Below are 14231 nucleotides of genomic sequence, written 5' to 3' on the forward strand. Positions count from 1 at the left end.
AAAAAAAGAGGTAGGTGATGACAATGTTGCTCAGCCAAAAGTATGAAATTTTTCCAACTCAAGAACAAAAAGAAATGTTAGAACGTTGGTTACAATATTGTCGTCAAACTTATAACTCTGCTCTTTTAGATAAACAAAGAAAATATAAAGAAAATAAACAATCGTATACACGCTCTGATATGCAAAAACAACAAACAATCGATAAAAAGAGATATCCTTTTCTAAAAGAAGTGCCATCACAGCCCTTACAAGAAGTATTTTTACGACTGAAAAAGGCATATGATGGCTTTTTTCGTGGGGATGCCAACTATCCAAAAATGAAAAAGTGTAAAGAATATAACAGTCTCACTTTTACTCAATTTGGATTCAAACCGAATGGAAAACACCGCTATGCGATGTCATTTGCGGATAACGGAAAATTATATAACAAAAGATTAGGAGAAATTGATATCCTTCTTCATCGCCCGATAGAAGGAATCATCAAACAATTCATTATCAAACGTCAATCTAAGAGATGGTACGCTATTTTTAGTGTCGAAAGACAAGCTGTACCTTCCTCTTTTGTTATGGAGCACGCAATTGGTATAGATGTAGGACTAAACAAATATGCTGTTCTTTCCAATGAAATGTCAGTTGAAAATCCCAGATTTCTTCGTCAAAAAGAAAAGCAATTGAAAAAAGCACAACGTAATCTTTCAAAGAAAAAGAAAGGATCTGCGAACTATAAGAAGCAAGTAGAGCGGATTCATAATCTTCACGAAAAGGTGGCGAATCAAAGAAAAGATTTTTTACACAAATTAAGTTATCGCCTTACGCAAATGTATTCGGTAATTTGTATGGAAAACCTCGATATCCGAAACATGGTTCAAAATCGAAAGGTGTCAAAGTCGATTTCTGATGCGGGCTGGGGTGCTTTTCGCCGCATGCTTTCGTATAAGTGTGAGAAATTTGGAGGCCTACTAGTAAAAGTAGATTCAGCATATACATCACAAGATTGTTCAAGCTGTGGGAATCGTGTGAAAAAATCACTTTCTATTCGGACACATATTTGTGCAAAGTGTGGAACGGTATTAGACAGGGATCATAATGCAAGTCTAAACATTTTGCGAAAGGGGTTAGAATAATTACGTGTGAGAGCGAATGAAGACTGAAACTGTAGGGCAAGGTTGTGCCCAAACAGTATAAACGACGCCTGCGGAGAGTATGTAAGACTGCTTGGGAACCCCAAGCAGCAACGCTCTAAGAAACAGGAAGCCCCTTCTTCAAACAGCTCGTAAGAGTGTTAAGGAGGGGTCATTCACCAATTAAAAAGATTGATTTTGTGCGGGTTTAATAAATTGCTCTGGGTTTTCAATTAATCCACACGCAGCGCATTGTACACGGTATGTAGGACCTTGGTAAGCCATATGAAATGCACTTATATTATCATTTGTATATTCTTCTTCAATCTGACCAGTCTGTGGATTTAATTTTACCGGTTTTACTGATTGTTCAATAATGTTGAATCGTGTACGGTTCGTTTTGCAACTTGGACAAAGCATTGGTTCCATTTTAACACACCTCCATTGTTAGCATTTGTAACTATGGAGGTGTTTATTCATGAAAAAATTATAGAAAGGACTTTTGCGTTTTTTGTCAAATATAGTAGGGATGTGAAGGAGGAAGAAATGTGAATTTACAAATGAAATATATCATTTTATCGTGATATTTTACAGTTACCAATAAAGGGGGAGCACGGTGCATATGTTGAGTTCGATACAGGTTCCACAATTTTGGCAATCAATAGTAGAGAAAGTGTTCAACAGTTACCGGGATTATCAATTCCGAAGATGTTATCAGAATCATCTACATTTGAGATTGGATTTGTGGTTGATGATGTGAATGAAACAATATATACGCTAAAAAAACATGGTGTAACAGTATTAGTAGAGCCTGTTACAAAGCCATGGGGACAAACCGTTTCTTACGTTTCTGATCCAGACGGGAATTTTATTGAAATTTGCAGTTCATTAGATTAAGGGGGAAAGAGAATGGAAAGGTTTCCTAGTTTAGAAACAGATCGTTTGCAGTTAAGAGAATTAACGTTAGTTGATGCAGATACAATGTTTCAATATTTTACAAAAGAACCTGTTATTCGGTATTTTGGAATGGATTCGTTTCAAAATATCGAGGAAGTAAAAAACGTCATCAAAAATTTTAGGAGCAGATATGAAGAAGGCTCTGCATTCCGCTGGGGAATTGTATTAAAAGGAACAGATCAACTAATTGGAACGTGCGGTTTTCATCTTATTAATAACAGACATAAACGAGCTGAAATCGGCTATGAACTTGATGAAACGTATTGGGGAAAAGGATATGCGACAGAAGCACTACAAGCAATTCTTACATATGGGTTTGAAACACTTTATTTTGAGAGAATTTCAGCAGTTGTGTACCCGGAAAATGAATCATCGCGCAAATTACTACAAAAAGCAGGCTTTATGGAAGAAGGATTGCTTCGAAAATATATGATTCAAAATGAAGTGATGCATGATACGATTATGTATTCGCTATTGAAGGAAGAATGGGCGACATTACTTCAAAAAGTACGTTAAATACATAAAAATAAAGACAATCTAAACCTTTAGTTTCAGGTCTTAGATTGTCTTTTCGTTATGAAACGATGTATTTATAAAACTTTTTATCTACTTGCATGATAGGAAAATTGGTAGGTAACTTGTTAAGTTCTATATTTTCGAAACCATGTTTCTCGTAAAACCTATGGGCCGCTACAAATTGTAACGTCGTTCCTAAGTATATTTCTTTCACTTCTTTTGTCTTTGCCCATGCAATCGTATTATGTAATAAAAGACTAGCTGTTTGAAATAATTTGCCTCTAAACTCTTTTTTCACAAACATTTTTCTCAATGCTACTTGACGATTGCCAATATCTAAAAGAGCGATAGTGCCTACAACTTCTCCTTGATAAAGTGCAACCCAAAAATTACCGTTACCAGATTGATAAACGCTTTCTATGTTAAGTAAATCAGGTTGATCCTCTTTTGAAATAGGGATATTGTATTCATCTTGTTGGATGGAAAGGATTAAATCTAAAATTTGAGATTGATAATTAGAAGAGTATTCTTGTAAGGTAAGAGTTTCATTCATATATAACACCGTCCGATATATTATATAAATACAAATTAAAAAGTCGACATAAAAACCCTCTTCCTTTCTAGGCAAGCGAGGGCATCTGGCCATGCATAGAAGCGGTCAGGGCCTTTTTCTGCCACATGCAAGGTTTAAAACAAAAGGAGCAATCGAGTACTGATCATATTGTATTCTGCATAGCAGCGACTTATATGTCGAAAAATTAAAATGGACATATATAGATTTTCATTACTGCTTTCATTATACCAGATTTTATATTGACTATTCTAATAATTCGACAATAAAAACCTTTGTAATTTCATCAGAAAGTGTCGGATAGGAATGTTTAAGGTTTTATATGTAATTGAATAACAAGTGTAAAGGAGAAGAATAATTGTATGAAAAAAATATTATTTCTTGCTTATCCACAATACGCTGATTTTGAAATAGCTCACGCATTATTTTTGCTTAGAAAAATAGGTAAAGCAAAAATTACTACTGTCTCCGTAGATGGTAAACCAGTAGAAAGTATTGGTGGGTTATGGAGTCAAGTCGAAGCTTCTTTATCTGAAATTAAAGTAAATGAATTTGATCTAGTCCTTATTTCTGGAGGAGATGGTGTTCATGAAATAGTAGATGAGGGAATTGTTAGTGAGACATTAATGAACGCCTTTAACTTACATATTCCCATTGCTTCTATATGTGCTTCCGCCATTTTGTTGGGGAAAGCAGGGGTACTTAACGGTAGAAATTTTACGTGTCTCCAGCATACATATGAGAATAACAAAGCCCTGTTTGAAACATCAGTATATACAGGTACAGATATTGAAGTAGAAGACACAATAATAACTGCAAAAGGTACTGCATTTGCAGAGTTTGCAGTAGCTGCTTGTCAATTAATGGACTTGCTGAAAGAGAAAGAAAAATTAGACTCAACATTAAAGTTTTGTAAGGGAATAACCTCTTAATTTAATGATCTTTTAAGTAGAATATTAACAATGAAAATTAATATAACCTAATAATATAAAGCAGAAATAGGAAGAATAAACAGGATGATAGATCAGTTTTCAATCATAACTATCATTTCTATTATTCTTCTTTTCGTTTTAATAGTATTATTTTTGTCTTGCTTGGAGCGTTTATATGATCGCGATTCATTAATCAATTTAGTCAAATTTAGTCAAAGGACTTTTTTGGTTTACATTTACATAGAATACATCCTTTACAGGGAGTGAAAATACTGATAATTTAAAACGTTTAAAATAAATATAATATTCTGTTGCGTTTTTTAGTTTTTTTACATATGATAAGTAATAAGTAATAAGTAATAAGTAATAAGTAATAAGTAATAAGTAATAAGTAATAAGTAATAAGTAGTAAGTAATAAGTAGTAAGTGCTGAATTGCAAATCCATTATAAAAACGGGAGGTAAGTCAATTGTTAAAAGAATTAACTATTCCTGAAGAATTTGTATTATTATCTTTAGACCGTGAAACGAATAAACTAAAATCTATTTTCCGACAACATATCGCACTCTATACTGTTATGGCTTGTATAGTGGAGTTGTCTTTAAAAGGTAAGGTGAAATTTGAAGACGACGATACAGTAACGATTCTAGATTTTACTTCAACAGGAGATAAGTCTCTTGATCGTTTATTAGGAATTATGACTTCGGAAAAACCGAAAAAATTGAAAAAATGGGCATCTTATTTCTATAACCACATGTTTAAGCAACGTGAAGTTTATAAGTTAGTTGTAGAGGGGCTTGTAGAAAAAGATGTTCTAGAAGTGGAAAATACAGAAATCTTGTTTGTTGTACCAAAGAAAAAATATGTAGATGTAGCAAACACTCGCAATTACATTGTGGAAAAAATTCGTGCTGAACTATTAGAAGAAGGTAATCTGGAAGAGCATACTATTGTGTTGGTACTGTTTTTAAATGCGAAGAAAATGTTAAACGATTATTTTTCTGAGTTTGAGCGTAAGGCATTGAAACAAAAAATTGAGCAACTCCGTAAAGAAGAAATGTTTGAAACCATTAAATCTATTGATAAAGCAATTAAGAATATTGATGCCTCTATTGCTACAATTGCAGCATCAGCAACAACATAATAGGTGATAAGTGATGGGAAGACAGCGAAGTTTAGAGATAATACAGAAATCAGAGTATGTAAGTATTAGTGAATTGGTTCAACTTTCAGGTATTCGCTACAGTACTATTAAATATTACACCGAGGAAGGACTCGTTCCGTTTGAACAAGAAGATACTAGGCTAACGAGAAGATATCCTCGTGTGAAGGCACTTGAACGATTGGCAGAGATTAAAGATTTGAAAGAGTATCAGGGATTAACGATAAAAGAAATTAAAGAGAAATTGTTGTAGCTTTAAAAGAAAAAAATAATATTTTCAATAATAGAAGTTAGAAAAGAACAAGAAATGTGGATAAACCATGTTTCTTGTTCTTAATCGTAATTTATTTTTTATGTTTATTAGGAGTGTCAGGGGTTATACGATTGTATGAATAGAACTGAAGATACATTATCTTTTTTCTCTCCCTTAATACTAGTCCATGAACTGTTATATTAGTAGTATACGAAACATATAAAGTTAAGTAAGAAACTATATAAATTCATTTTCATTTTTCGACATATCAGTCACTGCTATGCAGAATGCAATATGAGCGCTACTTGCTTTCTTCTTTTGTTTTCAACCTTGCATGTGGCAGGAAAAGGCCCTGACCGCTTCTATACACGGCCAGATGCTCTCGTCCTCCCCTAAAAAGGAATGGGTTTTTATGTCGTTTTTTTTACTTATATATGAATGCTTAGTTTGTAATCGTATTATATAATTCTAGAGCTTCTTTTACATTTAATCTATTTTTTACGATACCATGAATCGATTGAATCATCGCAGCCGGATGTTCAGATTGCCAAATATTTCGCCCCATATCGACACCGACTGCCCCTTCTTGCAGTGCATTGTATGTAATCGTAAGCACTGCTTCAATGGTGTCTAACTTTGGCCCACCTGCAATCACAACTGGAGCCGGACATGTACTTGTGATTTTTTCAAAGCCTTCACAGTAATACGTTTTAATGATATCAGCACCCATTTCAACACATACACGTGAAGCTAACGCCAAAAAACGTGCTTCTCGTTTTTGAAGTTCTTTTGCTACTGCGGTGATTCCGAGTACAGGTAAGCCGTAATCATGTGCTTCAGATACAACATTAGCAAGGTTTGTTACAGTTTGTGTTTCATAATCAGATCCAACAAAGACAGATACGCCAACGCCAGCTACATTATGACGCAAAGCTTCTTTTATTGGAGTAACGATTGTTTCATTCGCAAGATCTTTTCCAACTACAGTCGCACCGCCTGACACACGAAGAACCATAGGGGTTTTACAATCTTCAGGTATACAAGAATTAAGAACGCCTCTCGTTAAAAAGAGGGAGTCGGTATATGGAAGTAAGCTTTTTACTGTTTCATGAGGCTGTTCCAATCCATGAATGGGTCCTAAAAAGTAACCGTGATCAATTGCTAACATAACTGCTTTTCCATCAGGCAAAATAGTGTTTAGGCGATTTTGAAATCCCCAAGTCATAGGGTATCACTCCTTAATTACAGTTTGGATTTTCTGTTTGTACAGTATCTTTTTCTTGTAAATGAGGCGATTTAATAAAGAGCGCTTTAAAATTTTGAGAAGAGCGATTGATGAGATAGTGAGATTCATGAGGATGAACTTGTAAGACGTCGCCTTGCTTAATAGGAACTTTTACGTGATTAATATAGAAATCTATCTCACCTTCTAATGCATAGAAAATTTCTTCGCAAGTTGTATGATAATGATTTTGAAAATCTTGCCCTGGTTTAATGACAACTACACCTATATCAATATTAGGACCCTTTACTAAATATTTTGGCCCATTATCACCAAAGCGATAGGAGAAATCTTCTTCATTCACCTTTAACATACTTTTCACTCCTTTTTGTAACAATTTACAGAGCGCCGGGTGCAATCCACATATGAGAAGTAAATCCTTGATCAGCTAATTGGAGTTGCTGCTGATATACATCCTTCCAGTTTTTGTATAGCTTTTGATATTGTTTATGATTTTCATTGTTCGGTATATAAGTTGTTTCCCATTTTACAAATTGTTCGGAAATAGATTCCATTGAATGATACATACCGACACCAATCCCCGCCACAATTGCTGTTCCTAAAGCAGCTGCTTCCTTGACCACTGGTACTTTTACAGGAACGCCTAATACATCAGCAACAATTTGGCACCATAACTTTCCCTTTGAAGCCCCTCCGGCAAAAGTTACTTCTTTCGGGAACTGTCCTGTTAATTCTTCAATTAACTTTAAATTTCCATATGTTACGAAAGCTGCATTTTCTTCAATTGCCCGAAACATTTCTTTCTTCCCGCACTTTTCAGAATCTAAGTTTAAATTTATAAAAGAGGGAGATGCATGTCGCCAAGAAATATAGTTCATAACATTAGAAAAAATCGGAATGATACCGTGTGATCCAACTGGGACATGTTTTGCTTGTTCCTCTAATAATTCGTAAGCATCGATACCTAGTTCTTTTGCTCGTTGCTTTTCCTCCTGACAGAAAGCGTCCCGAAACCAGCGCATAACAAGACCGGGAAAAAAGGCAATTGTTTCGTACTGCCAAAGAGTAGGAAGAACGTGACAATTTACACGAATGCGAGCGTTTGGATCTAGTACAGGGTTGCTTACGTTTACTTCTTGTTGCCAAAAACTTCCGCCGCAAATGAATGTTTGCCCGCTCTTGACAACTCCAGAACCGAGAGAAGCCATTTGCGCATCTCCGCCTCCAGTAACAACAGGCGTTCCTTCGAATAATCCAGTTTCTGCTGCACATTGTTTTGTTACGTTTCCAATAATAGTTCCGGCTTCGTTTATTTTCGGTGAGAGTACTGATGAGAGGTTGCATTTCTCTATTAATTCTGGAGCCCAATTTCTAGTATGTAAATTAAAAATTCCCGTCGTACATCCATTGGAAGGATCCATTTGTAATACACCGCAAAACTTATATAAAATCCAATCGTTTAGCATTGTAATAGAATGTGCTCTTTCATAAATGTCAGGTTGATGTTTCGCAATCCATTTTAATCTTGGTAATGCACCTAGAGCGAATGTTTGCCCTGATATTGTATATACATCTTGTTCAAGGTGAGATCGTATTTGTTTAAGTTGTGTAACTTCCGCCGCCGCACGGTTATCAACATTGGCACACGCCCAAATTTCAGTACCATTCTTGTCATATAAAACAAATCCTTCGCGCATGCTTGTTGCACTAATTCCTTGAATAAAAGAAGGGGGAATCCCACTTGTTTGTAGTACATCTCTTGTGCAGTCTTGAATAAGTTTCCAATTTTCCTTTACATCAAAATCCATTGAACCCGGATATCGGGAGTTTTCTATGTGAACCCATTCTCGTTGACTAACAGCAAGTTGATTACCTTGTAAATCAAATAAGACAGCTCGGATACTACCAGTTCCGGCATCATAAGCTAATAGAGCAGCCATTATACTCCACTCTCCTTCAGTCCGTTCCTTCTTTATATAAATACAAATTAAAAAATCGACATAAAAACCCTCTTTCTTTTTAAGCGGACGAGAGCATCTGGTCATGCTGTATTCTGCATAGCAGTGACTGATATGTCGAAAAAGTAAAATGGATATATATAGTAAACGGACAACCTTATTTCTAGATATATGTAGTAAGGAGACAACTTCTTGTTTGATAAGATGATCTTTTTAATAATGCCAAGCAGCTTTCGTTAACAAATTTTCTTCAAAGTTTAGCTACATTATGCTTGCCATCTCTTCAACATATGTACATGAATTTTTATTTATACCGTCAGCAGTTGGAAATTACTTGAGAAAGATAAGTTCTAGATATGAAGAAAAAGATATACAATGCTACAAAACAAGTAGAGCAAAACATAAGAGCTTGAAAAATTGTTTTTTGTTAAAGGTAGGTGAAAGAAGTTTGGAACCATTTCCTTTATTGGAAGTTAAAAATGTAAAAAAATCATTCTTACAGCAACCAGTACTAAAAGGAATCGATTTAACAGTAAAGAAAGGGGATATTTTTGCATTAGTTGGTGGTAACGGGGCTGGAAAGTCAACGTTTATGAAGATATTGACAGGATTGTACACATATGATGAAGGAGAAATCAAAATAAAAGGGAGACCTGTTACATTTTTTAATCCATCTGAAGCTCATCGAAATGGTATTTATTTAGTTCCGCAAGAACCGCTTATTTTTCCGAATATGACTATTGAGGAAAATATTTTATTAGGTATGAAGCAAAATAAGAGACAGCTTCGAACGAAATTAGAGGTACTTATGAGGAAACTTGGCTGGAATTTACAGCTAGAGGAACGTGCGTCATTGTTGTCTATTGCCCAGCAGCAATTAGTAGAAATAGTTAGAGGATTAATAAGAGAGGCAGAGATTCTGATTTTAGATGAGCCTACATCGACGTTAACAGCAAACGAAATTAAAAGTCTATTTGTTGTAATGAAAAATTTGAGTGAACAAGGAATTGGAATGATTTATATTACACATAGGCTTTCAGAGATTTTTGCAATTGCAAATCAAGTAGCTATTTTACGTGATGGGGTACTTTCTAATCAAGGTAAGGTAAATGAATTTACTTACGATATGTTGTTAAAAGGATTATTACCGGAAGGATACCAGGAAATGCAAAAGGAAGAGAATCTGTACAGAGAAAAAGCAGAGTTAAAACGAGTACTTCAAGTGAATGGTTTATCTAGTCATAAATTTCGAGATATTTCACTAGAAGTAAAAGCAGGAGAGATTGTTGGAATTGCAGGCGTTGTGGGAGCGGGAAGAACGGAACTAGCTGAAGCATTATATGGTATTACATCTGTAACAGCAGGAAATATTCTATTGGAGAAGACAGAAATTACAGCGTGGACAACAAAAAGGAGAATTGATGCAGGAATGATCTATGTACCTGAAGACCGAGCGGGGCATGGGATTTTCTCAATTGCTTCTGTTCAGCAAAATATAACTTCTGTCCTCCTATATCGTTTAAGTACATTTTTTTTAAAACAAGAAAAAGAAAGCGCTTTAACGAACGAGTATATTAAAAAATTTCGAATTACGGTTCATGATACAAAGCAAAGAATAGAATCTTTGTCGGGAGGGAATCAACAAAAAATAGTGTTAGGAAAATACCTCGCTTGCGAGCCAAAACTCATTATTTTAGATGAACCAACGCGCGGTATAGATGCAAAGGCGAGGCTAGAAATATATGAAACAATTAATAAACTAAGAGAAAATGGATTAGCTGTATTATTGATCTCCTCAGATTTAGAAGAAATTATGAATTTAGCAAATCGTGTGTATGTAATGAGAAATGGTAATATCGTTTCACATTTAGAACAGAAAGAAATTTCATTAGACTGCATTACACGTACTGCTTATGGTGGAGAGGAGGTTTCAAAAGAATGAAATATGTTACATATGCACTCAAAATGCGTGAAACCTCTATTGTAGGGTTGTTAGTTCTTTATATTATACTTGTTAGTATGATAAATCGAGATTTTCTTCAATTCGATTCTTTTTCGATTATTTTAAAATCAAGCCTTATTTTAATTGTTCTTGTAATTGGTCAATCGTTTGTATTATTTACAAAAAATATTGATGTATCAGTTGGATCGATAATGGGGTTATGTGCTGCTTCATGCGGAATGTTTTTGAAGAGTGGGAATAACTCTTTTTATGCAATTATAATTACACTTTTACTTGGTGCGTTTATTGGAATTGTAAATGGTGTAGGTGTGACAAAATTTCGTGTCCCGGCAATTATTATGACTCTCGGTATGCTCGGTATTATTCGAGGTTTGATGATTATATATACAGAAGGAAAATGGATTGAAGATATTCCACACGACTATAAAAAATTGTCTTCTGTAACATGGTTAGAGATTCCTATAACGGTTTGGTTCATTGGACTTTTGTTAATAGTCACTTATCTTTTTTTAACAAAGATATCGTTTGGAAGATATTTTTATGCGGTAGGAGATAATAAAGAAGGTGCAAGATTGATTGGGATTCAAGTAGCGTTAGTGCAAATTTTGGCCTTTATGATTTCAGGAATAACCGCTGCGATTGCTGGATGCTTATTTGTGATGAATATTGGATTTGTACCGAATCAAACAGGAACAGGAATTGAGCTGCAAGTAATCGCTGCTGCAGTGCTCGGAGGTATTCGTTTAAAAGGTGGTACTGGATCAGTTTTTGGTGCAACTTTAGGAGCATTGTTTTTAGAGGTGATTAGTAGTTCATTAGTATACTTGAAAATCCCAGCCTTTTGGAACAACGCAATTTCAGGATTTTTATTATTACTCATTATTATTCTAGATAGTGTAGTGCAAAAATGGAGGAAACAGGAGCGGAGGGAGGTTGAAATATGAAATCTTTTCGCTGGATTTTTCAGTGGGAGGGAGCACTCCTTCTTTTGTTATTTACCGAGTTTATCGCTTTTAGCCTATTAAATGCTGATTTTTTTAATATAGGAAATTTATTGTTTAGTATGAACGATTTTATTTTTATTACAATTGCTGCGATACCGATGACATTTGTCATTATGACAGGGGGAATCGATGTTTCAGTTGGATCAATTATGGGACTTACATCTATTCTTATTGGTGTATTGTGGATGAATGGGATATCTATTGTTATTGCTGTAATGATTGCTCTTGTCATAAGTATACTAGCTGGTTTTTTAAACGGACTTATTATTCAAATGACATCTGTCGAACCACTGGTTGTAACATTAGGAACAATGTTTTTATATTCTGGTATTGCTCTTGTCATTTCAGGAGGATCTAAAGCAACTGGATATGAGGGAATTAGTGGATTGCCAGATTCGTATGTTCAACTTGCAAATGGAGCATTATTAGGGATTCCGAATTTATTTTGGTTACTTCTTATTATGACAATTTTGTTCTCTATTCTCTTGCGTCATACAAAATACGGTCGATATGTAGTTTTAACAGGTATAAATGAAAAAACAGCTAAGTATTCTGGAATTCAAACGAAGCGCATTGTCATTTTAGCCTATATGCTTTCAGGGTTAGGAGGTGGATTAGGGGGAATATTCCTAACTGCTTATTTTGGATCAGCTCGAGCAGATTTAGGAAATGAAGCAATTTTACCAGTCATTACAGCAGTTGTATTAGGCGGTGCTCTTATTACTGGTGGAAAAGGAAGTATAGTAGGAACCGTTCTTGCCAGTATCGTTATTGGAATCATGCAATATGGATTACAGATGACGGGGTTAACAAATGAGCAATCTAATGTAGTAATTGGCATTATTTTAATTCTTTCAGTTATAATGCGCCATTCAAATATAAGGTATTTCTTCACTAAAAAAAGTGTCTCATATAAGGAGGAAACAACATGAAAAAGAAGATAAGTGTATTTATCGTTCTATTGTTGTTTGTTGCTTCTATCATGGCATGTACAAATACAAAATCAAATAGTAAAAAATCAAAAGATGTGAAATTAGCCTTTATTCCAAAATTAACTGGAGTCGGATTCTTTACATCGGGCGGAGAAGGTGCAAAAGAAATGGCTGATAAGCTCGGTGTAAATTTAAAATATGATGGACCTTCTGAAGCAAGTGTATCAGGGCAGGTAAAATATATTAATAACTTTATTAACCAAAATTATGATGCAATTATGGTTTCATCCACTTCTGTTGATGGTTTATCTCAAGCTTTGCAGCGCGCCAAGAAAAAGGGGATTACCGTATTAACGTGGGATTCTGATGTGAACCCGAAAGATCGTTCTTTCTATATTAGTCAAGGAACATCTGAGCAATTGGCGAACTTGCTTATTCAAATGACAGCTTCACAAATTGGAGATAAAGGAAAAGTAGCATTCTTCTATTCTAGTCCAACAGTAACGGATCAAAATCAATGGGTTTCAAAAGCGAAAGAGATAATAAAGGAAAAATATCCAAATTGGGAAATTGTGACGACCCAGTATGGTGAAAACAATGCTCAAAAATCATTAGCAGTAGGCGAAAGTATTTTAAAAACGTATCCAGACATTCATGCAGTTATTTGTCCTGATGCAACTGCATTACCAGCAATGGCACAGGCTGTAGAAAATTTGAAAATGGATAAGAAAGTTGCTGTTACTGGATTTTCAACCCCTAATGTTATGCGTGATTACTTAAAACGCGGGACAGTTCAACAGTTTGGTTTATGGGATGTAAAGCAACAAGGTGCACTTGCAACTTATGTTGCAAATGAGATGGTGGTGAAGGGTAAAAAGTTAAAAGTAGGTGATACTTTTGAAGTGCCTGGCGTTGGAAAAGTTAAAGTAGAACCAAATTCGATTCAAGGATATGAATATGAGGCAGAAGGAAATGGAATTATCGTATTGCCAGAGCGAGTTGTGTTTACGAAGGATAATATTGAAAAATATGATTTTTAATAGAGTATTTATAAAGAAAAATTAATTATATTGATGAATATTTTTATATGACGAGCAGCCTAATATGGTTGTTCTTTTTTATGAAAAAAATGAACCTTTTTGAAAATCGAGCGAATATAGCGTGAAAGCTTTTACAGATAATCTCTTTGTCTCTCCAGGGATTGCCTTGATTTTTGGAAGTGTTTTTGAAACAAGCCTGTCGATTTACTGTAAAATCTACAATTCACAATACATTAGATCTTTTGATTTAAAAGGGAAATATATAATGATTTTTATATGGTTCTTATATAAATGTAGTGTAATATTAAGATTAATAAGTTTTTAAGATTAGTTTTATTTTGTGTAAAATTATCTGACCATAGTGGAATATAAATTTCCTTAACAATCCTTCTTTTCATCAAGGAAGGGTTATTCTATTAAAAGTCGAACACAATAATGTTGCAAGAGAGGAGTGACTATATGATATTTCAAGAAGGGGAACTAACCATTCGATACGTAACAGAAAATGATGTTCGAACATTATCAAACTGGTTATCAAGCCCTGAGGCTTTACGCTTTTATCCCGCATTAACGGGCAGT

General features: G+C 34.7%; 15 protein-coding genes. 10 read left to right on the top strand and 5 right to left on the bottom strand.

Annotation, left to right across the window (positions count from 1 at the left end):
• The first annotated feature begins 17 nt into the window (after positions 1-17).
• On the top strand, positions 18-1124 hold the full coding sequence (locus BM350_RS11965) for an RNA-guided endonuclease InsQ/TnpB family protein (RefSeq protein ID WP_090948246.1): 1107 nt from the start codon (positions 18-20) through the stop codon (positions 1122-1124).
• A gap of 180 nt (positions 1125-1304) precedes the next feature.
• Here the strand turns inward: BM350_RS11965 and BM350_RS11970 are convergent, their stop codons facing one another.
• The gene (locus BM350_RS11970) at positions 1305-1550 is read right to left on the bottom strand and encodes a DNA alkylation repair protein (protein WP_090914988.1); all 246 of its coding nucleotides are present in this window, start codon (positions 1548-1550) and stop codon (positions 1305-1307) included.
• Positions 1551-1688: 138 nt separating this feature from the next.
• Here BM350_RS11970 and BM350_RS11975 point away from each other — a divergent pair, with 138 nt between their 5' ends.
• Positions 1689-2018: a VOC family protein gene (locus BM350_RS11975; RefSeq protein ID WP_090914986.1), complete on the top strand. Its 330-nt coding sequence runs from the start codon at positions 1689-1691 to the stop codon at positions 2016-2018.
• Positions 2019-2030: 12 nt separating this feature from the next.
• Positions 2031-2594, top strand: coding sequence for a GNAT family N-acetyltransferase (locus BM350_RS11980; protein ID WP_090914984.1), 564 nt, complete (start codon positions 2031-2033; stop codon positions 2592-2594).
• Positions 2595-2652: 58 nt separating this feature from the next.
• Here the strand turns inward: BM350_RS11980 and BM350_RS11985 are convergent, their stop codons facing one another.
• Positions 2653-3147: a GNAT family N-acetyltransferase gene (locus BM350_RS11985; RefSeq protein ID WP_090914982.1), complete on the bottom strand. Its 495-nt coding sequence runs from the start codon at positions 3145-3147 to the stop codon at positions 2653-2655.
• 380 nt (positions 3148-3527) lie between these two features.
• Here BM350_RS11985 and BM350_RS11990 point away from each other — a divergent pair, with 380 nt between their 5' ends.
• From BM350_RS11990 to BM350_RS12000, 3 genes are all read left to right on the top strand, one after another.
• Positions 3528-4097 carry a DJ-1/PfpI family protein gene (locus BM350_RS11990; RefSeq protein WP_090914980.1) on the top strand — a complete coding sequence of 190 codons (570 nt, stop codon included), beginning with the start codon at positions 3528-3530 and terminating at the stop codon, positions 4095-4097.
• A 469-nt stretch (positions 4098-4566) separates the two neighbouring features.
• Positions 4567-5241, top strand: coding sequence for a GOLPH3/VPS74 family protein (locus tag BM350_RS11995; protein ID WP_090914978.1), 675 nt, complete (start codon positions 4567-4569; stop codon positions 5239-5241).
• A 13-nt stretch (positions 5242-5254) separates the two neighbouring features.
• Positions 5255-5512: a helix-turn-helix domain-containing protein gene (locus BM350_RS12000; RefSeq protein WP_090914976.1), complete on the top strand. Its 258-nt coding sequence runs from the start codon at positions 5255-5257 to the stop codon at positions 5510-5512.
• Between the two features lie 442 nt (positions 5513-5954).
• Here the strand turns inward: BM350_RS12000 and lsrF are convergent, their stop codons facing one another.
• Genes lsrF through lsrK form a run of 3 tightly spaced genes read right to left on the bottom strand, consistent with a single transcriptional unit; the run spans position 5955 to position 8695 of the window.
• The gene (gene lsrF / locus BM350_RS12005) at positions 5955-6737 is read right to left on the bottom strand and encodes a 3-hydroxy-5-phosphonooxypentane-2,4-dione thiolase (protein WP_090914974.1); all 783 of its coding nucleotides are present in this window, start codon (positions 6735-6737) and stop codon (positions 5955-5957) included.
• Positions 6738-6750: 13 nt separating this feature from the next.
• Positions 6751-7107, bottom strand: coding sequence for a cupin domain-containing protein (locus BM350_RS12010; RefSeq protein WP_090914972.1), 357 nt, complete (start codon positions 7105-7107; stop codon positions 6751-6753).
• Positions 7108-7132: 25 nt separating this feature from the next.
• Entirely contained in the window at positions 7133-8695 is a 1563-nt protein-coding gene (gene lsrK / locus BM350_RS12015) for an autoinducer-2 kinase (protein ID WP_090914970.1), read from the bottom strand.
• A 466-nt stretch (positions 8696-9161) separates the two neighbouring features.
• Between lsrK and BM350_RS12020 the strand changes: the two genes are divergently transcribed.
• The 4 genes from BM350_RS12020 to lsrB are packed head-to-tail and all read left to right on the top strand — an operon-like array spanning position 9162 to position 13652.
• Positions 9162-10655, top strand: a complete 1494-nt coding sequence (locus BM350_RS12020) for a sugar ABC transporter ATP-binding protein (protein ID WP_090914968.1) — start codon at positions 9162-9164, stop codon at positions 10653-10655.
• Positions 10652-11620: an ABC transporter permease subunit gene (locus BM350_RS12025; RefSeq protein ID WP_244547990.1), complete on the top strand. Its 969-nt coding sequence runs from the start codon at positions 10652-10654 to the stop codon at positions 11618-11620. The genes BM350_RS12020 and BM350_RS12025 overlap by 4 nt, the downstream gene beginning before the upstream one ends.
• Positions 11617-12612: an ABC transporter permease gene (locus BM350_RS12030; protein WP_090914966.1), complete on the top strand. Its 996-nt coding sequence runs from the start codon at positions 11617-11619 to the stop codon at positions 12610-12612. The genes BM350_RS12025 and BM350_RS12030 overlap by 4 nt, the downstream gene beginning before the upstream one ends.
• A complete protein-coding gene (gene lsrB, locus BM350_RS12035) occupies positions 12609-13652 on the top strand; it encodes an autoinducer 2 ABC transporter substrate-binding protein LsrB (RefSeq protein ID WP_090914965.1) in 1044 nt (347 codons plus the stop codon). Before BM350_RS12030 ends, lsrB begins: the two co-directional genes overlap by 4 nt.
• Positions 13653-14231: the final 579 nt, after the last annotated feature.

Source organism: Bacillus sp. 103mf (genome assembly GCF_900116295.1).
In the GTDB taxonomy this organism is placed as follows: domain Bacteria; phylum Bacillota; class Bacilli; order Bacillales; family Bacillaceae_G; genus Bacillus_A; species Bacillus_A bruguierae.

Bases quoted from the DNA above. Each gene is read 5' to 3' on its own strand.
- BM350_RS12030 (WP_090914966.1), top strand. From the start codon at position 11,617: ATGAAATCTTTTCGCTGGATTTTTCAGTGGGAGGGAGCACTCCTTCTT.
- BM350_RS11970 (WP_090914988.1), bottom strand. From the start codon at position 1,550: ATGGAACCAATGCTTTGTCCAAGTTGCAAAACGAACCGTACACGATTC.
- lsrF (WP_090914974.1), bottom strand. From the start codon at position 6,737: ATGACTTGGGGATTTCAAAATCGCCTAAACACTATTTTGCCTGATGGA.
- BM350_RS12010 (WP_090914972.1), bottom strand. From the start codon at position 7,107: ATGTTAAAGGTGAATGAAGAAGATTTCTCCTATCGCTTTGGTGATAAT.
- lsrB (WP_090914965.1), top strand. From the start codon at position 12,609: ATGAAAAAGAAGATAAGTGTATTTATCGTTCTATTGTTGTTTGTTGCT.
- lsrK (WP_090914970.1), bottom strand. From the start codon at position 8,695: ATGGCTGCTCTATTAGCTTATGATGCCGGAACTGGTAGTATCCGAGCT.
- BM350_RS11990 (WP_090914980.1), top strand. From the start codon at position 3,528: ATGAAAAAAATATTATTTCTTGCTTATCCACAATACGCTGATTTTGAA.
- BM350_RS11980 (WP_090914984.1), top strand. From the start codon at position 2,031: ATGGAAAGGTTTCCTAGTTTAGAAACAGATCGTTTGCAGTTAAGAGAA.
- BM350_RS12000 (WP_090914976.1), top strand. From the start codon at position 5,255: ATGGGAAGACAGCGAAGTTTAGAGATAATACAGAAATCAGAGTATGTA.
- BM350_RS12025 (WP_244547990.1), top strand. From the start codon at position 10,652: ATGAAATATGTTACATATGCACTCAAAATGCGTGAAACCTCTATTGTA.
- BM350_RS11965 (WP_090948246.1), top strand. From the start codon at position 18: ATGACAATGTTGCTCAGCCAAAAGTATGAAATTTTTCCAACTCAAGAA.
- BM350_RS11985 (WP_090914982.1), bottom strand. From the start codon at position 3,147: ATGAATGAAACTCTTACCTTACAAGAATACTCTTCTAATTATCAATCT.